Genomic DNA, 24155 nt, shown 5'->3' with positions numbered 1-24155 from the left:
AGTGTTCTTCACTCAGTGCTCCGGTTACCAAAGAAAACCAACCTCCCTGTAATTCCGTTACGAAGCCAGGAGCATCAATTTGTTTTTTGCGAAGATCATACATCCGGCGGGCACAACTTGGCGCATCACTTAGATTGGCTACATAATAGTTGTCGCAATCGAATACCTGCGACAATTCAGGGTCTTTACTGGCCCTGGTTTGGGCAGTAAGGCAGGTAAACAAGGGTACATCAATGCCATTGTTTTTATAAGAATGATACAAAGCTTTTAGAAAAATTTCTTTGCTTTTAGTGCCATGTGCATCGTATTCATTTTCAATTTGAAACATAATAATTCCCTTCTGTCCCTTCTTCTTCCGGCTAATCTGTTCCGGGGCTAATACTTTAGAAACCGCATTGTACCAATGAACAGACCATTTGATATGTTCAGGATCGGCACTGCGTAACCACAAATCGCCTTTCCCTGGACCAAGCTTGGCTAGCCAGCGGGGATAACCTCCGCCCGACCACTCAGCACAAAGAAATGGTCCTGGACGTACAATGGTGTAAAACCCAAATTCATCCTGAGCCATCTTTAACCAGGCTTTCAGGTCTTTAAAATCGAATTTGGAATTATCGTTCAGTCCTGAGGGCATTGTGCGTTCATGCCAGTTCCAGGGAATGTAAGTTTCCACGGTATTAAATCCCGCTTCCTTGATCTTTCGGAAACGATCACGCCACAGCTCTTGCGGACAACGGAAATAATGGAAGGCGGCACTATATATAAAAACATCCTTCCCCTCAATGCTCATGCATGAGCCATCATAACGGATGCGATCTGGATGAGCAAACTGTTTTACAGGCAATGATGATGTTGTTAATTGCTGGGCCCATACAACGCTATTTATATTCAGGAACACAAAGAGTATCAACCCAATCACATTCCAACTTAACTTTTTAATCATTATCAATTTATATTTTTTTTATATTATTCCAGCCATGGACATCCAACAAAAAAATGATTTTCAAAAACATAACATTATTCTCATGTAGAACCCAGGGTTTGCATTTAATTCACCCCTCTTCATGGCTACTTCAAAGGACTAACTTTATTGGTCTTTTTACAGATACTATTTTGACCATTTTTGACGTTATTTTTGCCAAATAAAAATCCATTAGACAGCGTAATTATACACTTCTGTTACTTCATTAATTCGTTTCCAGTACTATGGATATGGAATCCAATAGAAAGGGGCTCTAACCAGCCCCTTTACTTCACCTATTGTAACGGGTCAAAAGTTCCGCCCCATTCTTTGTTTTGTTGTAATTTGGAATTGCGATCTAAGTCATCCTTTTTCAAAGGATAAAACCAATGGTTTAAGTCCAGATTAAAATTGTAACTATCATCGCCATCCATATTTTTGATAAAGTCAAACCTAAATTTGCTACGAATCTCTGGAGTATACATATCAGTTGTCCAATCAAAATTATTTAGATCCGTCTGATTTTTTAACACCACATGTAATCCAGAGCGATATTTAATTTTATTCAAAAGATCAAACTTTTTCCATCGGCGTAAGTCTCCCCAACGCTTTCCTTCGTAGGCAAGTTCAATAAAACGCTCATCCATATAAGCCTGGCGAATTTCTTCTTTTGAAGATGCTGTTATTCCATATTTGCCATCAGCGGATTGAATGCCAGCTCTTTTCCTAATTTTATATAAAACATCAAGAGCATCAGCGCTTTTATCTACTTCGTTAGCACATTCACCTAAATTCAGCAAAACCTCTGCAAAGCGAATCTCAATCCAATCTGTGGATGCCTGACCTAACAAAGCCCTTGTTAAAGAACGGTCCAGTCCTTTTAGCTGCCAGTATTCCGTACTGCTGCTTCCTACTCCAGTAGACAATTGATTTAGAACTAAAGAAATATACCTGAATCCTGAAGTTGAACCTGCATCCGGCTCAGTCCGCCAGGCATTCCAATAACTTTGTCCCTTAACAAAATCATCTTGAGTAGGATAAACTGTACCAGGACAAAAAATCACATCATGGAAGCGAGGATCACGATTCATATAAAAATCATTCACCATCTGTTGGTTATACACAGGATCGCTTGCCAAGCGATCCAAATCCATTACAAACTTGGATCCATCGGCCTTTGGAAATGCCAGTAAAAGTGGAAGAATTGCTTCATTATTGTTTGCACTACCACCTGAAAAAGGCTCTGGATGTATACTGGATTGGTTAAATGCATGATCTGGAAAATAAAATTGGTTCACCATAATGACTTCCTCGTTACGCTCTTTATACCAGATGTCCGCATACTTCCCTTGATAAAGGCCTTTCCCATTACTGGTTAAAAAGTTAAAGGCGTCCAGATTCGCATCATATGCCTTCTGCCATCTTTCTTTATTACCGGAAGAATTGAATAAAGGACTGGCAAACCACAACAGGACGCGCCCTTTAAACGCCATTGCTGCGCCTTTGTCAATGCGGCCATATTGATTGTCATCCCACTTTGCGGGTAAATATTGTATAGCCAAATCTAAATCCGCCAAAATTTGGTTCACACAATCCGTCGTACTATTTCGGCTAACCAGCAGAGATTCGAAATTACTTACATCCTGTGGTTTTAGTATTAGTGGTACTCCACCAACTTCTTTCACCTTGGCCCAGTAGTCCCAGGCTCTCCAGAAGAGTACTTGACCTGTTAACCCTTTCTTCTCTCCATCATTGAGTACATTTGCCGGCACGGTTTCTACCTGCTCCAGGAAAAAGTTAATTTTATCAATGTTGGAGTAATTCAGTCCATAACCTGAGTTTTCTATCGATAGTTGTCCTCTGGTATAAGATCCCATGTCTTTGGGTCCATTCATCCCTTCGTCGGTGCCATTTGCATTTACCGGCCATCCGGGCATCATTCCGCCTTGGATGTCATTCACATAGGCAGTAATCATCGTTTTATTTGTCCACACATTCTCGGGACTTATTGCACTGTTATCTTTATAATCCAGACGAGTACATCCAGCAAGCGCCAAAACTAACGCGAAAAATATATTGAATTTGAATTTCATTATTCTAGAATTTTACGTCAACACCAAAACTATAAGACCGTGTTATAGGAAATCTTTTTCCTGACCCCATTTCAGGGTCATATTGATCAAAACCGCTAATTACAAAGAGATTGGTTCCAGAAAGGAACAAACGAACATTCTGTAATGCTCCTTTAAACACAGACTTTGGAATATCATACCCTAAAGTCAGGTATTTCAAACGCATGAAGTCAGCTCTTTGATACCAAAACGTACTCGTTTTACTATAGGTACCTCCTTGGTTATAGGGCTGTCTTTTTGGCAAGGTAGCGCCGGGATTATCAACAGTCCAGCTATCTGTATACCAATCTCTCCACATGCGATGCCATTCCGCGCCTTCCTGCAAATCGATAAAGGATTTCCATTCGCGCAATCTTCCGGAGAACATCATATCCAAACTGAAGCCTTTCCAGCTTCCTCCCAGATTCAGTCCAAACACAACTGGAAAGTTCTCCGATCGAAGTATCACCCTATCCCATGAATCTATGACGCCATCAGGAGTACCATTTGGTCCCGACAAATCGTTATACACCATCATTCCTAACTCAGGAGATTTACCATCAACCTTATAATTTGGATTTGCAGCATTAAATGCATCCAGATCAGACTGGGTTTTAAGGATTCCAAAATAGTCATAACCTGTAATGTAATTACTTGACTTACCTTGCTTTATATCAATACTTTGAGCATTCTGTGCGAAATCCTGTTTAAGGACTTTATTCCATCCATAGGACATAGTGGCTCTGGCAAAATAACTCAGGTCATTGGTTTTTCCGTTATAACCAAGAGACAAATCAAATCCCTGTGCCGACATTTCACCGTAATTCTCTTTTGGCATCGATTGACTATAAGTAGTAGGCAAAGTCGTCTGTCTGTCACCTAAAATATCGTAAGAATCTCTATGCCAATAATCAAGTGACATGTTCCATCTTTTTGCAAAATTTATATCAACACCGGCATTGTAGGTAAGCGCCTTCTCCCAGGTTAAATTTGGATTAACAACACTTCCATACTTAATCCCTGCGTTCGTTGAAGGGTCTGTTCCCAAATAGGATGAGTTACCCTGTCTATATGAGTATTGCCACTGCCATCCACCCACTGCGTCATTCCCGGTTAATCCTACTGAACCTCTAAACTTCATAAAATCTATAAAAGGTACATTAAAGAACTTCTCCTTGGATACTATCCATCCAACTGAAGCAGCAGGGAAGAATCCCCATCTTTTATTCGGAGCGAACTTCATCGATCCATCCTCACGGAAAGAAAAATTAAATAAATACTTTTCATCATAGTTGTATCCGAACTGCCCGATATAAGATCTACGACCTTCTTTCCAATCGGTGGCACCATCACCATAGGTATCTTTACGGTCAGAGCTTGCCGCCCAAAACTGATCTGTCAGATACACAGGAAATGTTTCACGACCTGCAGACACACCAGATCCACTTGATTCGCTCCATTCAGAGACCAATGATCCATAAACATTGTGTTTCTCTCCGAAAGTATTGTTATAATTCAGCTGGAAATTTAATTGTTGGGAACCGTTCCAGTTAGCATAGCGTTCAATCACATCCTTTGATGGCCAAGTTGCTTTGTGGTACCCGGTAATATCGGCATCAGCGGTTGAAAAAATATGTGTGGAATTGCCGATAAAACGAGTTGTTGCTATATCATATGTGGTTAAAAACCTGTTGGTTATTTCATAATGCCAGGTTCTTCCATATAATGCTTTGGCACTCAACCCCTTTAAGAAAGGCATATTATAATTTATGCTGGTCGTAAATGTTGGATCCAGATTTTCCTTTTTATAATACCCACTGCTACCGTCTGTCCGAGACATTAAGTTCCAGCTACCGGATCCTAATAATTGTCCTCCATCAGTATAGTAAGGAGTTCCCGGATTATCACTTAATAGACTTTGATAAGTACCCTCTGAATTGAACTCCGGATCTACACTTTGTGGTCTTGCATTTGACAATGAAAAACCTACAAACGCTTCGACATTTTTAGTGATCTCAGCAGTTGTGTTCACGCGTAAATTCAGGCGATCATAGCGCATTGGGTCCAGAAAACCTTGCTGTTTAATGTAAGCTGCGCTGGCGAAATACTTGACTTTCTCGCCTCCCCCATTTACACTGAAATTGTGTGTCATTGTGGTTGGTGTTACCCAAGCTTCTTTCAAGTGATCATAACCATAGCCATTATTGATTCCTTTAAGATAGTTAATATCATCCTGTGACCAGAAATCCGCGGTTGTGGAAGTACCGTTGATCCTATTATTTAATTCAAACGTTTCTACTGCGGAGGTGAACTCCTGATTTTTTGTGCGTGCGTCAGCACTATAGCCGAATGAATATTGAAAAGTAGGTTTACCGATCGCTCCTCGTTTTGTGGTTACAACGATAATACCTCCAGCTGAACGGGCGCCATATACAGCCGCTGCAGCAGCATCTTTTAAAACGGAGATGTTATCAATCTCGTTCGGACTCAGGTTATTGAAATCACCGGCCCCGCGGACAACCCCATCAATCACATACAGTACATCTTGGGTGTTCCACGATGACTCGGTACGTATTTTTATACTTGGTGTAGCACCCGGTGTCGCATTTGGAGTACTGACATTTACACCTGCCAATTTACCTGCAAGCAAATTCCCTACTGCAGTAGTTGGAATTGTAGTCAGATTCTCATCCATTTTCATTGTGGCTACCGACCCGGTTAAAAGACCTTTCTTTTGTTCAACATAGCCCACAACTACCATTTCATCTAAGGTAGAGACCTCTTCTTTCATTACTACGGTCATAAAATTTCCGTCCACCGTTTTCTCCTGTTTAGAAAAACCAATGATGGAGAAAAGTAAAATGGATGAATTGTCCTTCACTTCGATGGCAAATTCACCATTATTATTTGTCGAGGTTCCGTTTGAAGTGCCTTTTTCTTTTATGGATACATTAGGAAGGGGTTCACCTTTTTCATCTTTTACCACTCCCTTTAACTTGACGTTCTGATTTATACTAAAACCGGAGAGTATCTTTGGGAAAGTTTTTCTTTGAATTTCAGTAATAATGATCGTTTGATCTTCAATAACATAAGATAGATCGTCATTTTTAAGGATGGTTTTCATTACCTCATCTAAGGTTGCATTTTTAAAATCAACATCGATTTTCTTTTCATCACTAATTTTCTTATCCGCGTAAAATACATTGTATCCTGTCTGGCGGGTAATTTCAGCGAAAACCTGGTCAAGTCTAGCGTTTTTCTTTACCAAATTTACTTTTTGGGCCAGGCTTGATGCGCTGACCTGCATCAGGCTGAGTATAAGCATTAGTGTTGTTAACTTCATCACTAATAAGGTTTTTCGCAGCCGGAATCGTAAGCCGGCTGCATTGTTTAAAACAATTAAATTCATAAATTTGCATGGTTTGGGTAATACAAAGAATTGTCGTAGATTTTTTTTTGCCGATTTTGATCGGCGAGGGTTGCTCAAACTATAGGCGTGGAAGTGTCAGAAACTTTCATGCCTTTTTATTTAGCCCCTATACGTTCAGGTCAACATCGTAAATTTTTGCTCATGGTGTTAAAGTTTGGTTTATGTTTGGTTTATTTATTAAGCTTATTTAGTTCAGCGGATCACGATCACTTTTCTTCCCTCTATTTTAAAATTTGCTTCACCGGTTAGTGCGATACGCTTTAAAACCTTTTGGAAGTCATCGGCTCTGCTAAGCGTCCCACTGAAGGTTTGCTGTTTTGCAGTTTCATTTTCATATACCACATCAACGTCATACCATCTGGCTACTTTTCGTAACAAACTTTCCAAGCTTTCCCTTCTGCACTTAAATTCACCTTCCTTCCAGGCGATTGCCAGAGATGGGTCTACCTCCTTTACTTCCAGTCGATTTGAGTGATCAGACATTATGGATTGTTGGTTGGGTTTTAAGATTACGTTGTTAACGTCTATTCTCCCCTCGACCAGCGTAGTTTTAGTATCCTTCTCGTCCGAATAAGCGTTTATGTTAAAGTGAGTACCTAATACCCTTACTTTTTGGCCTGTACTCTCTACCACAAAAGGATGCAGTTTATCCTTTGCAACTTCAAAATAAGCCTCTCCATCAAGTTTCACCCTACGTTCTCCATTTACTGTTAGCGCAGGGACATAAGTTAAACTTGAGGATGCATTGAGCCAAACCCGTGTTCCATCAGCTAAAGTAATCTGATAGGTTCCACCACGCGGGGTAGAAATAGTCATTGGTGTAGTTTTATCAAAAGTACTGACCTTGCTCCCATCACTATATTTAACCTGAGCAGCATCTATTAAGACTCCTTTTTTTGCCTCACTGAGTGTTATCCTTTTGCCATTGTCAAGAATAAGCGTTGCCTTATTCCTGCCTGGTTCTATAACATTACTTGATATAGTGGGATTAACTTTGTCATTATTAAGGTGAGCTGTATTTTTAAATAGATAAACAGTAAAGACAATTAACGAAATTACAGCAGCTATTGCAGCGATCCACTTTGGTAATTTCCCTATCGGTGGTTCAGCATGAGTTATTCCCAGACGAGTTTTCACTTTTTGCAAAGCTAAATCCTCATCGTATGCTTTAAATGATAAGTTTACCGTATTTAAATTTCTCTCGTTGCAAATTTTTTCGAAGACAATCCCATTTTCAGGGAGCTCTTCAATCCAGGCCAAAAGTAACTGAAGCTCTGGCTCAGTGATTTGGTCACTGATATAATTTGCAATCAGATCTGCTACTTGTAATGAATTATTAATTTCTTCTTTGCTCATACGCTAATTCATCCCATTTAGGGGCAATTACATATAGAACAGGAAGACTTTGATTCTATCTAAAGGAATTAAAAATATTTTTTTTTAAACGTGAACCAGGGCGCCCCCGATGCACAATATAGCCATGGCAATAGTAAGATCTTCGTTAGATAGCTTCTTACGTAGGAGTAAAATCCCTCTCATTTTCTGATTATTGACTGTACTGACACTTACATTCAATTCTTCTGCTATTTCCTTCGGTGTTTTGTTATCCTGAAAAGTCATTGAAATTACCTTCTTGCATTGTTCTGGCAAGGTATCAACAGCCAAAAATAGCCTTCTCACGACTTCGGTCTGAATTAATGATTCTAATATAGTAGTATCGGATTGTATTTCTCCTTGAATTAAAGAATCCTGATATTTCGTACGGACTTTCATTTTTTCCAACTCATTGAAACAAGAATTGTGCACACAGACATAAAGAAAAGAACGTAGACTTGCCAGTGTTTTAAAGTCGTCCTGTTTATGCCAAAGCGAGATGAGCGCTTCCTGGGCGACGTCTTCTGCCTTATCCCTATCTCCGACTATACTTTGAGCGAAATGACAAAGAGATTTATAAAAACGCTTAAAAATTTGATCAAAACAGGACTTCTCTCCGGACTTAAAAAGCCCGAATAGTTCATCATCCGTAAGTGAGCAATAAACAGTCATTTTATACTTTCGTTATCCCTATGGTTTAAATCAACCCAATATAAACATAGCTAAAGTAAAAAAAATATTGCACATAACAATCGATTGCCAAACATATTACATATTTTTCTAAGGGAATACAAAGGTCTATCAATCTGACAGTTTTATCAGTTTTTTGATAAAAATTCCCATATGGGAAGCCCTGCAGTCGATTCTTTTTCAATTAACTAACTATTTTTCTTTCGAAATCGATTTTTCATTTAATTTAAAGTTTAACAAAAAGGCCTCCAAAAACACTTGAAGGCCATTTTGTTTTTATCGAAGAAAATTATTCTCAAAAAAAAATCCCATATGGGATTTTTTGAACGTGCCCTCTGATATACTCCGAACACACCAATTCCTTAATGATTTGAGGGTTGTTGCAGACATAAAAAGATATATTGACAACATGAGAAATACGCGTTTAGCATATCCTCAGCATTGATTATTAGTGCAGTAATTACAATGAAAATCGTCATCCCATGTGGGAAATCTGCAAAGACTTGATTTCCCACATGGAGTTATTAAATTCTTAACAAGCCTCTTCATCTGGTATTTATAAGTTTTCATTTAAACTCACAGTTTTCTATAACTAATGTTGCTGCACCAAGAAGTTCAGACATATGACCTATTTCAGAAACGACAATAGTAGTATGCTCCGCCAATCGTGGGATACAAAACTCATTTATGGCTTGTTGTACCGGTGCCATTAATATTTTACCGGCCATTGCTCCTCTTCCACCCAGTATGATAAGCTCAGGATTCATGATATGGATAAGTGTTGATAATCCTTTGCCAATTAAAAATGCCGCATCTGAAAGAATTGAAACTGCTAATGGATCGCCATTTTTGGCAGCCGCCAAAAGATGATCGCCGGCAAGTTGTCTGGCATCAGCAAATAGGCTTTCCATTCTCGATGTCGCACCCATTGCCATTTCTGTTCTGGCGCGGTCGACGAGCACAAGCAGGGATGTTTCTACTTCCAGACACCCTCTTTTTCCACACGAACACAGTTTATTGGTATTAGATAGTGGGATATGACTAAACTCTCCGGCATATCCACTGTGTCCTCTAAAGAGTTTCCCGTTAATTACCATCCCCAAACCAACACCCCATCCAAAATTAACCACCATAACATCTTCGTAACCTTTACCGACACCAAACTTCAATTCTGCCTGAGCAATAAGGCTGGAATCATTATCTATGAACACAGGTAGATCAAGTTCTTTATTTAAAGAATTAGCCAGCGTACCGCCATCATTTAAATTAAAAAAACTGTGGTTAGCACCCTTTCTGGCATTGATAAATCCAGGCATCCCTATGCCCACCCCAAGAAGGTTCTCCTTTGATATGCCTGATTCAGAGATATTATTTTTTATAAAGTGCACTAGTTTCTCAAAAGCCTGTTCTTCGTCGGATAACTTAAGTGAAAGGGTCTGTATAGATCCTTGTTCCTCATTTAACAAATCATAAATAGCCATTTGAGTAACCAGCTGATCCATTGCTACTGCAACAACAAAGCGCTTTTTCTCAGGATTTAAGAGGAACGTCGATGCCCGGCGCCCTCCGGTTGACGGTGCCAAACCAGATTCGCAAACATAACCTTCATCAATTAAGTCATTAACAATAGCCGTAACCATAGGTAAGCTTTTATTACTCAATACACTCAATTCTGTAAGCGTTAGCATTTTGTTATAATACAAATGCTTTATTATTTCATTGCTTAGCTTTTGATGTTTCTTTATCGTAGTAGCCACTGCTTAATATTTGTTTATAAAAATTCCACCCAAAGTAAAGTACCCCGTAAACCGTTGACTGCTCAATATCCTCGGCCCTTTATTCCCTGGTGCAAATTGATCTTGTTGTTCTTCGAGCCAATTTTGATTACCAACGCCAACGCTAAGTATACTTTCTAAGATTTGTTTATCCAAAGCATTTCTTTGTAAAGAGTTCACATCCACTTGCTGTTGCTTCACCTGCCTTACTAAATCTGGAATTTTAATGTTCATTTACAATTTTACGGCAACTGTTTGCAATTCACACACCAACAACAATCATCTGATAATGTGTATTTTACATTATAAAATAAAAATAAAAATGTCCATTTATGGACAGTGTGTTCACTTTTATTCACTGTCTTGTGCTGCTACAGCTTGTCTTTCGGACCTTTCGTTTTTAATCTTTTTTCCTATTTTGAAAAAAGCCGCCCTTCCGGGCGGCTTAAACCAAACTACCAACCTATTAAGAATAGGATATGATCTTTTATTGTTTATCCCACCAAATGCGTCCTTTTGTATCGGTTGTTCCCGTTCCATAAGCAGGGTCTTTACTGATCATCGCTTTAATCGCGTTATCATAGTTACCCCTATTTGGTTCAGATCCTGAAGTTAAATTCAAAGAATTTCTTCTAGGGATAAGTAAGTTTTTACTCCCATCATATAAACTCTCCAGATATGCAATTCCCGATCCGTCCCCGATCTTACCATTGTTTCCTGCTCTAACGTCAGTAAACTGGGGGTAGCCGGTACGTTTCCACATTGCCCAAGCTTCATCCGGTTGCATTAAAAAATTCACCCAGGCTTGGGAGTAAATACTTGGTAAACCTGTGTAAGGTAGTTTAGAACTGAAATCTCCCATCACGACATTTGTTGCATTAGGTACGTTAGTAGCTACCGCAACCTGTTTGTACAGATCAAAAGATGCCTGAACGCCTAAATTAAACCATGTTTGCGCAGATTTACCCAGTCCATTGCCTCCTTTTTCTGCAATTTCTGCCATCATAAAACACGTTTCAGCATAGTTCAAATAGAATGTTCTCATCTTGATTGTAGCGCCATCCACGTAAGATTCATCATCGTGCATTAAAGCGCGGGACGACCTCGCGTCAAAACCACCAAAACCACCATTTTTCACAAATAACCTAGGTTGAATGGCCGATAGATAACCTAAGTTTTGGGTTCCGCCAGTAACCGTAAATGTTTTAAATCGATTGGCACCATAAGCGCCATAACCTGGATCTACTGAAGCTGGAAATGTATGTTTCCCCCAATATCTTTGCTGATTCTCTGGCAACAGCAAGGCAGCCTTAGCCGCAGCATCCCCATTCTCTTGTACATTCTTATAACCAGAATAATTGGTTCCAAAATCATTTTCGCGAATCATAAACTTAATTCTTGGATCGTTAGTAGATTTCAGGTATTCTACAAAAGGATAAGCAGCATTAAAACCAAACAAAATAAGGTTAATGTCATCCACATTATTATTCCAATCTCTGGTCTGGTTATATCCAAATGAGCCATCTGTAGTAGAGATGATATTACTACCAAAATTAGCGGCAATGTCGGCCAATACAGTAGTTAAATGCGGAGCATCCCGTTTTTCATATCGCTGCGCAATTTTTATCCGTAGTGTATTGGCAAAGGCCAGCCATTTATTATAATCACCACTATAAAATAAATCCTGGGCGCTAATATTTTTCTGGCCGTTTGGATTATCCTTTATTAAAGTAGCTGCTTCTTTTAACTTTTGGTCAAATACAGTATACAGATTGTAATCGTAATCATATGCTGGTAATGGAAACGTAACGGCATTAAATGCCTGGGTATAAGGCATTGCACCAAAAATATCGGCCACTCTCCAGGCATGGTAAGTGTCTACAATTGAGCAAATGGCTTTCAAGCCCTGATAAGCAGATCTTTCAGCATCAGACATATCATCAATCTTAGCGATAATGCGATTCATGTCTCTGCCAACACCGGTATAATAATCCTCATAATAGACAAAACCCGGGTTAGGCCCAGTGTTTTTTCCGGGATCCCAGTATGCGCCAGCCAATCCATTTGCATCCGCGCCTTCAGGCGTAACGTACTGCATGTATTTCATGGATGTGGTGTACCTCGCTGCTGAGCGGTCTCTGCCATTTATATTAATATCAAGTGTGGCCCCTGTAAATAAGAATTCTGGCGCAACATCATTTAATTTTTTTGGGTTTGTATTCAGCTCGATCATTTCCTTTTTACAGGATTGACTCAAGGCTGATAATGCAAATAATACGATTATATATTTATTTATCTTTTTCATGTCTTATGATTGAGGTATTACAAGGTGAGGTTAAGCGATACGGCGAAATTGCGATAGAATGGAACTCCGCCAGTGATGTAGGGTCTGAAAGGATCATTACTTTGCAAAGATTCAGGATTTTGATCAGCCTGCAGCGTTTTATACAGATAACCAATGTTACGGGCTGTAAAGTTGATCCTCGCCCCTCTTAAATGAACACTGTTTGCAATAGCATTGGGCAATTTGTATCCCAAAGTAATTTCGCGTAGCATGATCCATGAGTTTTTAGTCACAGAGCCATTGGTGTTCAGGTTGGTACCCCAGCCATAAAAAGTATTGTAGTATAAAGATGCTTTCCAAGGCTCCACTAAACCTTCATTGTATGCCTGTTTGAAAGTCTTACCGGCAATACTGACACCTGGTTTAAGCGGACTCATTTGACCTTCATTGAATACCGCATTAGGTATTACCCCATCGTACCGGGTTTGACCATTGTAGGAATCCGTACGCATTACACCACCGTGTGCCTGATCGCGAAACTCAAGCGTTTGTTCCAATGTACCCTGTCCCATCGCATAGCTGTAAGATTCTGAATAAACTGATCCGCCAAATCGTCCATCTACCTGCGCAAACAAACTAAAATTCTTATACCTTAAATTCGCAGTAATACCTCCAACCAGGTCGGGTTCAACCTTTCCGATTTTAATCCTAGGCTCAGCCCCACCATCATTGGTCACCAGGTTGTAGTCCTGCATCCTGTATTTTACATTTGGATTCGTGTTTTCCTGAATACTACCTACCTCTATTAAGGGAAGACCTGTTTTTGAATCTACTTTTCCGGTTGCCCAGTTTTCTCCGGTCAGCACACCAAATTCTCCTCCTTCATAGGCATAAACGTTTGCACCATCATATCCACCACTTAGTTCCCATTCCTTAATTCCGTTACCAAAGGATACAATTTTACTTCTATTCTGCGCTAAATTTACAGCGAAGTCAAGGCCCCAGTCTTTACCTCTAAGCGGAGTGAAATTCACCAACAATTCTAAACCCTTGTTCTGTATATTACCTGCGTTGATAAATAATTTGCTGTATCCGGTTTCCATTACAGCGGGCAGATTCAGCAGTTGGTTGATCGTATTGGTCTTATACCAGGTAAAATCAACATTGATCAGCTCTTTAATCAGGCCAAAATTCGTTCCGAATTCCCATGAACGTTGTCGCTGAGGCTTCAAATTTAAATTTGGTCGTACATCTGCGTTAATCTGGCTGGCCGATCCGACAGATTGGTTATTCTGGTTAAATATATTGGTAGGAGAATACCCGTTTCCGGTAGAGAACGCTCCAGCTACACCCGCGTTGCCGACGTAAGCTAAAGAGGCTCTCAAACGAGCAGAAGACAACCAGCCTGGCATGCTCGCCTTAAAGTGATCATAAAAAGAATACGAAAGGTTAACTGCAGGATAAAAAACGGTATTATTATTGGCTCCGCCAGTAACATCTACAGGATAGGTTAAGGTGGATAACCAGTCATTACGTCCTGATAGTTCCAGGTTAAAATATTCTTTGTAGTTTAAGTTCAGTACCCCTGCCAGTCCTACAGTCAGCAGGTTCGGATAACTAGGGCCATCCCCATTTGCATTATAGTAAATGTTATTTTGAATATTTGATGCAGAGTTTCCTAAAAAGAATTGATTAGGTACGGCCAGTCCTCCGTTGGTACTGGCGCCATAATTTTCAGACAGCCTGTTCCCGTAAATCTCGTTAAAAATTCTTAAATCGATGTTCAAATCATCATTGAATGCCTTTTTAGCCGCATGAGCCATAAATAAGAGCGTATAGTCAGTTGAATAAGAACCGCTAGCGCCATAATAGCCCCCTCGATTGTCTTTATCATTACCATAGTTCTTTTCTTCACCGAAGGTTTTTTGGTAGTTGATGTTTGCTCTGGACGATAAATCTAACCAGGGCGTTACCTGCGCTTTTAACTGTAAATAAGCCAAAACCGAATTTTCACTTTTTGTATAATTGTTCTTGTCAAATCTTGAAAATGCGTTAACCACACTACTTAAGTTACCGAATGCACCCGGTTTTACGGAATTATCGGCATTGCGGTAAGTATTGTACCAGTCCTGCATGTCCAGGTTTCTTGGCAAATAATAAGTATTAAAGGCTAGGTTCTGCCCACCACCGTAGTAATACCTCCCTTGCGAAAAATAGTTGGAGGTCTTTGTGTTTGCATAAGAGATACCGAAATCAGTTGAAAATACTTTATTGATTTCACCACCAACTTTCAGGTCAAATGAATTTCTCTTCAAACCGTTGTTGGGCAGCATTCCTTTACTTGAGTTATTAGAATACGATAAACGATAATTGAATTTATCACTTGCTCCACCGATAGCGATATTGTTGTTGACGTAACTACCATTTTGATAGAAGGTTTTCCAGTTGTCGGGTTGCGCAGAATAGGCTGTCTTACGGGCTGGGTCAAAAATAACAGGATGCAGACTTCCGTCCATTGCAGGACCCCAGCTACCAACCGTCTGGGCCTGAGTACCATCAGCGGCAAAATTACCTTCCCGTGTTAATGCACTACCCTGGCCGTAAACATTCTGAAAAGCCATTGGGCTTTTATAAATTTGCTGCGTCTGATAGGTAGAATTGATTTCGATGCCCAATCCTGAGCCTGTTTTACCTTTTTTGGTTGTAATTACAATTGCACCGTTCAAGCCACGGGATCCATAAATGGAAGTGGCAGCGGCACCTTTTAACACCGTAATTGATTCGTAATCATCCGGATTTAAGTTTTTTAACTGTGAGCCACCATCTGCATTATCCGCATCCGATAGATTGTTCATTAAAACATTTCCGTCTACCACAAAAATAGGCTGATTATTTGCCTGTCCAGGTTGATTTCCTAGGACTTTTGCTCCCCTGATCTGAATGAATGGGGAAGTCTGAACACCGGCAGCGCTCATCACGTTGATGTTCACCCCGGCAACTTTACCCTGCAAAGCAGCGATAGGATTCACGGTGTTGGTACGATTTATTTCCTCTCCCCCTACACGGGTAGCAGAATAACCCAGATTCTTATCGAGTTTCTGGATACCCATAGCCCCTTCTACAGTGACTTCCTGTAAGGCATTACTACTCGGCTCCATGCTGATGTTTATTGTTGAAGAAGCGCCGACTGTAATTTCTTTGCTTTTGTATCCGATGTAACTAAATTGAAGAATACTCCCCTGTGGTGCTGAAATAGAGAATTTACCTTCCCCATTGGTAATGGCAGTAATGCCCGAACCTTTTACCTTTATGGTAACCCCAGGTATGGGCAGGCCTTTTTCATCTACAATCTTCCCCGAAATATCTATCACCATTTCAGTTATGGATCGCGGGAACATTACCGAGAACGGTTTGTCTTTCACAATTATAGAATTGCTCTTGATCACAAAAGTAAGGTTCTGATTTTCGAACACCTTTGTTAACACCTCTAAAAACTCTTCATTGTTTACCTGAATACTTACAGGTTTGGCATTTTTAAGCATTGTTTCGGTAACTAAAAAATCATACCCAGTCTGTGTTCTGATCTTTTCAAACACCATGGTCAGGGGCGCATTTTTTTCAGACAAGGTGATTTTTTGCGCAAACGAGTTCGCACTTAGTTGTAAAATCACTGTGGTTAATAATAAAATGGTCAGTTTCATAACCAATAGGAGTTTTGTTACGCCTCTGGTAAGAGCGCATAAGTTTGGTTTCCAAATTTTGTACATTTGTTCAGTTTGGTTTACGTGTTAGCCCGTTCATTGTCGAGATGCCTGGCATTACACAGTTAAGATTAATTGTTAAATTATTCAGATATTCCAGACCAGGCCAGGATTTCGATTAGTGTCGGTTCCTGGCTTTCTTGGATTATTGATGGGTAGTACTACTTCATCACACTAACCCTCCTTCCTTCAATTTTAAAGTGAACAGCATTGGTCGTCTCCAGCATTTCCAGTACCTGATTTATATTTTTAGTTCTCGAAATGGTTCCATTAAACTTCTCATCAGAAATGCCCCCTTTAAATTCCACATTCACATTGTACCATCTGGATACTTTTCTCATGATGCTTTCAATATCCTCTCGGTGAAACCTGAAATAACCGTTTTTCCAGGCCACAGCCTCTTCTGTATCTACTATAGAAACTTCAATGGTTTTATTTTTCCAAACCTGTGCCTGCTGGCCCGGCTTAAGGATAGAAGTACTTTTTAAAACAGAAACCTTTACACTTCCTTCCAGCAAGGTAGTTTTCTGTATGCCTTCCTCCTGATAACTGTTGATGTTAAAATGTGTGCCCAACACCTCCACTGTTTGATGGTTGCTTACCACTCTAAAAGGAAGTTTCTTATTGTGGGCAACCTCAAAGTAAGCCTCCCCATTCAGTTCAACCTTACGCTCTCCCCCTGCAAATACTACCGGATACTTTAAAGTAGATGCTGCGTTAAGCCAAACACCGGTTCCATCAGGAAGGGTAACCTGATACTGCCCCCCTTTCGGGGTCTCGATCACATTGTAACCATTCGAAGACAAAGCCGAACCGGTATTAATATAGGTTAATTGCCCCTTAGCTGTTTTTGTGATCAGTACCCCACCTTGACTGGCTACTTTGCCTGCTGCTCCCCCAGTTAGCGCAACTTTAGATCCGTCGGCCAGAGTCAGCATGGCCTTGTTGCCTCCCGGCGTAATGACGTGCCTATGCTTTGATGCCATTTGCTGAAGCGGTTTCGTTTTATGAGTTAAGAATAAAATCCCTACTGATGCGATCAGTAAGACTGCAGCCGCTACTGAAATCCATTTTAATAAAGGCAGCTTTACCGGCTTCTTTGAAACAGGGGTTGTCTGATAAATTGCCTGAAGTATGGCTTCTCCTTTTTCCGGATCAATATCCACCTCATTTTTAGGCATTTCATAAGCTTTAAAAAGCAATTCCTTAACCAGCTCCTCGTGCTCTGGTAAGGCCATCAACTCAGCCATTTCTGCCAGCTCTTCGGCAGAAGCTTTCTGATCAATTGAAAGTCCGATTAAATATTCAAGTCTGATTGCGTCCATATTGAATTCTCCTTAAATGCTTGTAACAGCATTATATCTGGTTAAAAAAGAATAGACAATAACAAAAAGACTTTGGGGGGTAAGACTTAAAAATATTTTGCAGAAATGTATAGCCCAACAATTAATGGGGCATCTTTCAAATACACCATGCAAAAAGCACGAATACTTCTCATTGCCTGATCCAGGTTCCATTTCACGGTTTCAGAAGATACATTTAAAACCTGTGCTGCTTCATCCCGTTTCATTTCCTGTTCCTTGATCAGCTGGTAGGTAAGCTTCTGTTTTGGAGGGAGCTGTTCAATTGCCAGCCTTAAAATGTGCGCAAACTCTTTATCTTCGGCTAAGTAATCGGTCTGCCTGTAATAAACTGAAATTGATTCTTTAGCTGCATTAAGAAGTTTCTTCTTCTCATTTTGAACCTGTTTTATTGAATTATAGGTTAGATTCCTGGCAATGGTATGTAACCATCCTCCAAAATTCTCCAGATCAGGAAGCATTTCCCGGTTAAGCCATACCTTTAAAAAAGTATCCTGAAGAATTTCCTCGGCCATCCATTCATCTGCCGTGATTCTTAATGCAGTTGTATAGATATTTGCCCGATATTTGTTGAACAACAAACTAAATGACGGCTCATCACCTCCTGCTACTTTCTGCAGCAGAGACAAATCATCATTCTTGTTGGTCATCTTCATGTTCGCCCTTTATTTGGAAGTATTTGGTAGGTATAGTTAAACTAAACAAATCTGTATATAATTTCCTTAATATTTACCAAATAAATCGAATTAAAATTTTATTGGCCATGATTCATCAAGTATTGTTTAGCAAAACTAAACTTTCATTATAACAGCAGAACTTGTCTTTCGCATTGCAATTAAAAGCTTTTAAAATACAATATTACGAAACAAATGTTTAGTAATATTTAATAAAATGGTTCCATATGTGATACCGTTAATGTAAATTAGCCTCAAATCCTAAGTCGACGCAAAGCCTGAGTGGCAGCAACAAACTCCTTAAAAAATCAATTGAAAAGATTTTGTGCTCCCCTTCGACCTGAACTCAAAAAAAACATTGATGATTTAAGGAAAATTGCACGGATTAGTGAGTTGGTTGCCCAGGAACCCCTTAGTAGAGATTTTTCGTTAAAATACAAGCGAACCTTGAAAAGAAAAAAGGATAAAAATAGGCTCTTTAGTGAAATTTGGCCGATAATGGTTTCATACAAGGGCTAAACAATTCAATTCAAATGGTGCAACACAATCTCTAGTAGGGTGTTTTTTATGTGTATAAAAAATCACATTATCTCTACTAGAGATATGTTGAAAAACGAGTTCATCTCTAGTAGAGTAATTTGAAGTATCAAACTCGCTAAGGTTGGGTTCCGAATACGATAGCAAAAAACTCTCGAATTCATATTTCTCAAAGGTGAAGTATTGACCTTTAAAGCTTGAGCTCATCAATCTGCTTTTGGAAAAATATATCGTAGTTTCTCTATTCTTTCCTGCCACACAAAGCTGCACGGCGAGATTCAAGCTTTAGTTTAAGAGCTGCCGTTTCTTTCAGCTCGAGACGTGAGTAACTTTCATAGGTACTGATCAGCTCAATTATCTCAGTAAATTGGTGTAAAGGATAAAAACAAAATGCAACAACCCGGAAAAAATGCCCGACTATACATTGAGATGCATGTCTAAGTCATTACTTTTTGAATAGGTAGGCGGTGTTTCTAAGGCGCTAAATTCGTCGGGTTCCTGCTCTTTACCCTCAGCTCTGCAAAAAAGAATATGATTTTGTTTCGTATCATTTATTGTTAAGGGGGCAAACTATTATTGGTGCTGCAACGATCGCAGCACCAAGGATTGGTCAATAAACTTTAGAACTTCGCCGAAACGCCCAGATTTATAATACCATTATACCCAAAACCTAACTCCGCAAAAGCACCTATCTTTCTACCCGCTCTTATACCGAAAGCATTGATTTGATAAGCAATATCCGTGGTACTCGCTGTTTTAGTATTGGAGGCATTGTCGGGCTTGGTTTTAGCAAACGATGTACCTACACTAATCCCTGAGTATAACTGAATTATCTTATTCACATATCGGTAATCAGTTCTAGCCATAAAAACATTATAAGTATTTTTATAATACGAGTCAGCAGTATTTGCACCGGAAATAGCTGATCTTGATGACGTATTCGAATATAATACACCAGCGCTCAAACGCGGGGTCAGGTAGTAATTAAAACCTACCATGATTGGCCCATACCGATGGTCAGTGCTACTGCCTACTAACCCTGCAGAACCTAATGAAGTAGCCATATCAGACAGACCATCTACTATTTCCTGCGCAGAGCCTATTCCATAAGCTCCATAAACTTCTATTTTCTGTGCCCTAACCAGCGTAAAACAACTCATTAATAAAGTTACGAGAAATATTTTTTTCATGTTTTAAATTTTCTCCCAAATTTAGCAAATTTTAAAAAGCAGCGTTAAAAAATCTCATATCGGATAGTTTACCCTGCGTAGCATTTTTCTGCAAGATTCTTAGGATTTTGATGTCAATATTATCAGATAATAAAAAAGAGGGAATCTCATTGCTGAAATTCCAGGAAAACTGTTAACGGCAAATTCAGCTCCGATCCCAAGGTTTTTGGTCAGAAAATATGCACCTTCTAGTCCAAGAATTATATATCTTCGACGCTAAGTTCATTAATCCCTATCCACCTGTGCGCAGATGAAGAAAAAAGTAACCCAACTGGTAATTGTAGGCATTCTTTTATGTTATAGTCTTGGAACTTTCGCACAAACGGCTTCACACATCAAATATAAGGCTTCTCAAAAAATCGGCCTGACCCTAAGCGGTGGTGGCGCCAAAGGATTGGCTTATATTGGTCTGCTTAAAAAGATTGACTCGTTAGGGATAAAAGTAAATTACGTTACAGGCACCAGTATGGGCGGCATTGTTGGTGGCTTATATGCCATGGGGTACACCGGCAAGCAATTGGAAGATATTGTTAAGCATATTTCATGGGAGCGTGTACTAAGCAACGGCGTCCCTTTAAACCAAATCAATATTGAAGAAAAAGACGAGTACAGGAATTATTTAGTGGAACTTCCTTTAAAAAATGGCAGACCCCGCTTATAACAATTGAAAGCCCTTTTATTTTTATAGGAGAAAATTAATGTCAAAAAAAAATCCCATATGGGATTTTTTGGATGTGCCCCAGGATATATTCCGAACGAACCAATTCTTCGAAGATTTGAAGGTAGTCGCGGAAATAAGACGGTATATCGACGACATGAGATATACGCGTTCAAAGTTTCCCAAACTATGATTTTTGGCTTTTTAATCCTACTCGTTTTAGATCAAGAATGCCATCCCATATGGGAAATTTGCACATTCCGATTTCCCCATATGGGATTTACTATTTAGTTCAAATAAGGAGGGGATTTTAATACTAGAAATCCCTAAAAACTAAACATCCACATTTGAAAATATTTACTATAATCTCCTTTATCTATTGTAATTGTATTTTTAGCAACCCAATAATGGTACTGGTCTTTCACAGGTGAAAAGTCAAAATTATTAATATTTTCTGTCTTTTGAGCCGTATAAATAACCATTGCTTTTTTTGCATTAAATGGGCTAACCCATGACGTGACTACCTGATAATCATTACCCATCAATACTTTGTCGGTCAACACCCTGTCTTTTAAAATCTTCACAGGCATTCGGTCAATATATTTCTTCAGAAATATGTTGCCTTCTTGCGTTCCAAAAATAACGAGGTCACTATTAGCTAACGGCATTTTTAGTGCTTCCTCGTCAGTTATGATTACGCTATTACTGGAGATCATGTTCCGGTATTTTATGACGAATGCTTTCAGAGATGCCTGAACGTCCTCGTTCGCTTCATGAGTACCCAAGATAAAATAGGTTGTACTATCACGAGCGAAATCATAAGGCTTTGGAATTTTAGCGACCTCAGGCTTTCGGAACTCTTCTACCTTTTCCTGTAATCTGTAAATGGTGTCTTTGTTTATGCCTTCAAACGCAGTTAGAAGTATAGGCACGAAGCTTTTAAACGTGGGGTATTGCTCACGATGCTTTTCGTAATAAGCCAATTTATCTATTATAACATCTATGTAAATAAAGCGCTTCCCGAATTCCTGCTTATAAAAATTAGTAAAGCCAAACGCATTACCATAAAATTGAGCTGCTATCCTAGTTACTGCAGCCCTAACCACGTGTTCATTTACTGTAACCCCCCATTGCCAGTAACCTTGGCTTTTCATCGATTGCTCGATAGGCAGGTACAAAAAATCCACTTGATTCAATTTGTCTGTAAATCGGTCTATTTGAGACAAAAAAGCCTTCAGAGAACTTCTAAAGGCTTTCGAAAAATGTTTTGCAAGAACCTTTCCCATATGGGAAACTTTGTTTGTGCTCCCAGATGCATTCCGAACACACCAATTTCTTGAGGATTTGAGGGTTGCTACAAACATGAGAAGGTATATTGACAACATGAAAAATAGGTATTTAACACATCTTCAACGTTGATTCTATGTGCAGTAATTACCATAAAAATCGTTATCCCACATGGGATTATCCTCATATCTTGCGTTCAAAGTAAAGGACTAACTTTATAGGACTGGCTTTTTGTTGACTGTAAAATGAAACCTGTATCAGACCGTTCCTTTAAAAATCACATTATAGGACCGGACAATATTTTCATTTCGTAACCCAATCCAAGTAATTCTCTTGATCTAATATGGTAAATAAAGCATCAGGATAAGCTTTCCCAAAAGCAATTGGTTTCTTCGCATTGTTATTTTTCCACTTGCATTCAAATGCATGTAGTTTCCCATTATGAGATTCTATCAGGTCTACCTCCTGCCCATCATAAGTCCTCCAGAAAAAATATTGAGGATAATGACCGTTATAGGTGTTATTTTTAATCCTTTCGCTCAGTATATATTGCTCCCACAGTTGCCCAATGTCATTGCGTTGGCTTAAAGGGCTAAAATTGTTGATCAGTGCATTTCTTAATCCATTATCAAAAAAATACCATTTCTTACTTTTAGTTACTTCTTTGCGCAAGTTGTTACTATACCCTGTTAAGGGATAAATAATAAATACTTTACTCAATAGATCAAGATATCGTTCTACGGTAATTTTATTTAACTGTAAACTATTTCCAATCTCTACTGTACTTACCTGGCTTCCAACTTGCCAGGCGAGCATTTGTAATAATTTGTACAACACATCTGCACCTTTCACATTTTCTATGGTCAATAAATCCTTAAGCAGATAACTGCTGACCATTTGTTTCAAATAATTCTCTTTTTCCTGTAAACTATCTAAATGCCACAACTCCGGATAACTGCCATAAATCAATCTTTGCTCTAAATTTCTTGCAGTAGTTATATAATCTTCAACGGTTGACAATTCTGTTTGAGCGATTGGATATAATTGATAAATGATGTTTCTTCCAACTAACGGCTCTCCAGTTGCATATACCAGATCAAAGCTACTACTACCAGTTGCAATGACGGTAATACCTTTGATCCCGTCAATCATCAATTTCAATATTTTACCGATCTCAGGTATCGTTTGCGCTTCATCTATAATCACTATTTTCTTACCGCCGATCAGTTGAGTATAATTTGCGATTGTCCGACGCTGCAAAATTTCCGAAATCTGCATATCTTCTCCCTGAAGTAAAAGCGTATCATTGGGATATTTGCTCACAATATTTTCAATGATAGTGGTTTTTCCAGTACGACGGGTACCATACAACATCAGCACTTTTTGAGTACCTAGTTTTGCAACCATTTGCTGCTGCGCTAATCTTGGTATATTCATTTTTGATAATTTAGTCACACGACTGACGTAATTCATGTAAATTAAGTCATTACACTGACGCAATTTACAAAAAAATTAAGTAAATAATAAATAATGACCTAAATGATAGCAGCTGATCGGATGATTATCCAAATATTTTTTTTAAAAAAAAGACCGAATTCCGTTGTCATTCGTGCCCCTTTCCTTACTAAATCCCAATCTCTGCTGATGATCTCTCCGCTATTTTTAACCGTCCAGCGACGTCGTTTAATACATAAAGCGACTTTTTGACCACGCATCTGAAAATCCTGAATACTGACCTCTGGAAAGAATCCTTTGAACTCAAGGTCTTTGTTGAAATAGCCATCGGGGGCTATATTTTTCTCCTCAAGGTAGATATTCAACATCTTACCTTCTTTTTCTACCTGCGTTAATTCAAAATAATCGAGAATACCTTCCGGTAACAATAAACTGACCAGGGTTTACTGGATCAAGCGGAATTCTTGGGGGGAAGAAAATAATTTCTTTCTTTTGCGATTGTAAATCAAACGACAATTTTCATTTTGAGCGCAGCTGCAGAAACCCTTATCAGTTTATTATTACCAGA

The 24155-nt window shown here is 39.2% G+C and carries 16 protein-coding genes; 1 reads left to right on the top strand and 15 read right to left on the bottom strand.

Annotated features, from left to right (window positions below; translation table 11 throughout):
- The 12 genes from HQN83_RS24885 to HQN83_RS24830 form a co-directional block, all read right to left on the bottom strand.
- Positions 1–943, bottom strand: a 943-nt coding sequence (locus HQN83_RS24885) for a beta-galactosidase (protein WP_173094418.1), incomplete at its 3' end; no start/stop codon positions are given.
- Between the two features lie 314 nt (positions 944–1257).
- Positions 1258–3054 carry a RagB/SusD family nutrient uptake outer membrane protein gene (locus HQN83_RS24880; RefSeq protein WP_173094416.1) on the bottom strand — a complete coding sequence of 599 codons (1797 nt, stop codon included), beginning with the start codon at positions 3052–3054 and terminating at the stop codon, positions 1258–1260.
- A 4-nt stretch (positions 3055–3058) separates the two neighbouring features.
- Entirely contained in the window at positions 3059–6415 is a 3357-nt protein-coding gene (locus tag HQN83_RS24875; RefSeq protein WP_173094414.1) for a SusC/RagA family TonB-linked outer membrane protein, read from the bottom strand.
- 279 nt (positions 6416–6694) lie between these two features.
- Positions 6695–7858, bottom strand: a complete 1164-nt coding sequence (locus HQN83_RS24870; RefSeq protein WP_173094412.1) for a FecR family protein — start codon at positions 7856–7858, stop codon at positions 6695–6697.
- A gap of 84 nt (positions 7859–7942) precedes the next feature.
- Positions 7943–8548, bottom strand: a complete 606-nt coding sequence (locus tag HQN83_RS24865; protein WP_173094411.1) for an RNA polymerase sigma-70 factor — start codon at positions 8546–8548, stop codon at positions 7943–7945.
- A 584-nt stretch (positions 8549–9132) separates the two neighbouring features.
- Complete coding sequence (locus HQN83_RS24860) at positions 9133–10254, bottom strand: ROK family protein (protein ID WP_173094410.1); 1122 nt, start codon at positions 10252–10254, stop codon at positions 9133–9135.
- Positions 10255–10326: 72 nt separating this feature from the next.
- Complete coding sequence (locus HQN83_RS24855; RefSeq protein ID WP_173094409.1) at positions 10327–10575, bottom strand: hypothetical protein; 249 nt, start codon at positions 10573–10575, stop codon at positions 10327–10329.
- 253 nt (positions 10576–10828) lie between these two features.
- On the bottom strand, positions 10829–12646 hold the full coding sequence (locus HQN83_RS24850; RefSeq protein ID WP_173094408.1) for a SusD/RagB family nutrient-binding outer membrane lipoprotein: 1818 nt from the start codon (positions 12644–12646) through the stop codon (positions 10829–10831).
- Positions 12647–12663: 17 nt separating this feature from the next.
- The gene (locus HQN83_RS24845; RefSeq protein WP_173094407.1) at positions 12664–16326 is read right to left on the bottom strand and encodes a SusC/RagA family TonB-linked outer membrane protein; all 3663 of its coding nucleotides are present in this window, start codon (positions 16324–16326) and stop codon (positions 12664–12666) included.
- A gap of 221 nt (positions 16327–16547) precedes the next feature.
- Entirely contained in the window at positions 16548–17711 is a 1164-nt protein-coding gene (locus HQN83_RS24840) for a FecR family protein (protein WP_173094405.1), read from the bottom strand.
- Positions 17712–17797: 86 nt separating this feature from the next.
- Entirely contained in the window at positions 17798–18403 is a 606-nt protein-coding gene (locus HQN83_RS24835; RefSeq protein ID WP_173094403.1) for an RNA polymerase sigma factor, read from the bottom strand.
- Between the two features lie 1175 nt (positions 18404–19578).
- On the bottom strand, positions 19579–20148 hold the full coding sequence (locus HQN83_RS24830) for a hypothetical protein (RefSeq protein WP_173094401.1): 570 nt from the start codon (positions 20146–20148) through the stop codon (positions 19579–19581).
- 289 nt (positions 20149–20437) lie between these two features.
- Here HQN83_RS24830 and HQN83_RS24825 point away from each other — a divergent pair, with 289 nt between their 5' ends.
- Positions 20438–20848 carry a patatin-like phospholipase family protein gene (locus tag HQN83_RS24825; protein ID WP_173094399.1) on the top strand — a complete coding sequence of 137 codons (411 nt, stop codon included), beginning with the start codon at positions 20438–20440 and terminating at the stop codon, positions 20846–20848.
- Between the two features lie 323 nt (positions 20849–21171).
- On the opposite strand, the gene HQN83_RS24820 is transcribed toward HQN83_RS24825, so the two are convergent.
- The 3 genes from HQN83_RS24820 to HQN83_RS24810 form a co-directional block, all read right to left on the bottom strand.
- Positions 21172–22131, bottom strand: coding sequence for a DUF4932 domain-containing protein (locus HQN83_RS24820; RefSeq protein WP_173094397.1), 960 nt, complete (start codon positions 22129–22131; stop codon positions 21172–21174).
- A 304-nt stretch (positions 22132–22435) separates the two neighbouring features.
- Positions 22436–23569, bottom strand: a complete 1134-nt coding sequence (locus tag HQN83_RS24815; RefSeq protein WP_173094395.1) for an ATP-binding protein — start codon at positions 23567–23569, stop codon at positions 22436–22438.
- A gap of 98 nt (positions 23570–23667) precedes the next feature.
- Positions 23668–24015 carry an ISAon1 family transposase N-terminal region protein gene (locus HQN83_RS24810; RefSeq protein WP_246254584.1) on the bottom strand — a complete coding sequence of 116 codons (348 nt, stop codon included), beginning with the start codon at positions 24013–24015 and terminating at the stop codon, positions 23668–23670.
- Between the last annotated feature and the right edge of the window lie 140 nt (positions 24016–24155).

It is taken from the genome of Pedobacter foliorum, assembly GCF_013266735.1.
In the GTDB taxonomy this organism is placed as follows: domain Bacteria; phylum Bacteroidota; class Bacteroidia; order Sphingobacteriales; family Sphingobacteriaceae; genus Pedobacter; species Pedobacter foliorum.
Note: the sequence above shows the minus strand (reverse complement) of the source record. Positions and strands in the feature narration are given on the sequence as shown.

Excerpts from the sequence above, each read along its gene's own strand:
- HQN83_RS24845 (WP_173094407.1), bottom strand. The coding sequence starts at position 16,326 with ATGAAACTGACCATTTTATTATTAACCACAGTGATTTTACAACTAAGT.
- HQN83_RS24840 (WP_173094405.1), bottom strand. The coding sequence starts at position 17,711 with ATGGACGCAATCAGACTTGAATATTTAATCGGACTTTCAATTGATCAG.
- HQN83_RS24820 (WP_173094397.1), bottom strand. The coding sequence starts at position 22,131 with ATGGGAAAGGTTCTTGCAAAACATTTTTCGAAAGCCTTTAGAAGTTCT.
- HQN83_RS24865 (WP_173094411.1), bottom strand. The coding sequence starts at position 8,548 with ATGACTGTTTATTGCTCACTTACGGATGATGAACTATTCGGGCTTTTT.
- HQN83_RS24830 (WP_173094401.1), bottom strand. The coding sequence starts at position 20,148 with ATGAAAAAAATATTTCTCGTAACTTTATTAATGAGTTGTTTTACGCTG.
- HQN83_RS24870 (WP_173094412.1), bottom strand. The coding sequence starts at position 7,858 with ATGAGCAAAGAAGAAATTAATAATTCATTACAAGTAGCAGATCTGATT.
- HQN83_RS24825 (WP_173094399.1), top strand. The coding sequence starts at position 20,438 with ATGAAGAAAAAAGTAACCCAACTGGTAATTGTAGGCATTCTTTTATGT.
- HQN83_RS24880 (WP_173094416.1), bottom strand. The coding sequence starts at position 3,054 with ATGAAATTCAAATTCAATATATTTTTCGCGTTAGTTTTGGCGCTTGCT.
- HQN83_RS24855 (WP_173094409.1), bottom strand. The coding sequence starts at position 10,575 with ATGAACATTAAAATTCCAGATTTAGTAAGGCAGGTGAAGCAACAGCAA.
- HQN83_RS24875 (WP_173094414.1), bottom strand. The coding sequence starts at position 6,415 with ATGAAGTTAACAACACTAATGCTTATACTCAGCCTGATGCAGGTCAGC.
- HQN83_RS24835 (WP_173094403.1), bottom strand. The coding sequence starts at position 18,403 with ATGAAGATGACCAACAAGAATGATGATTTGTCTCTGCTGCAGAAAGTA.
- HQN83_RS24860 (WP_173094410.1), bottom strand. The coding sequence starts at position 10,254 with ATGCTAACGCTTACAGAATTGAGTGTATTGAGTAATAAAAGCTTACCT.
- HQN83_RS24815 (WP_173094395.1), bottom strand. The coding sequence starts at position 23,569 with ATGAATATACCAAGATTAGCGCAGCAGCAAATGGTTGCAAAACTAGGT.
- HQN83_RS24850 (WP_173094408.1), bottom strand. The coding sequence starts at position 12,646 with ATGAAAAAGATAAATAAATATATAATCGTATTATTTGCATTATCAGCC.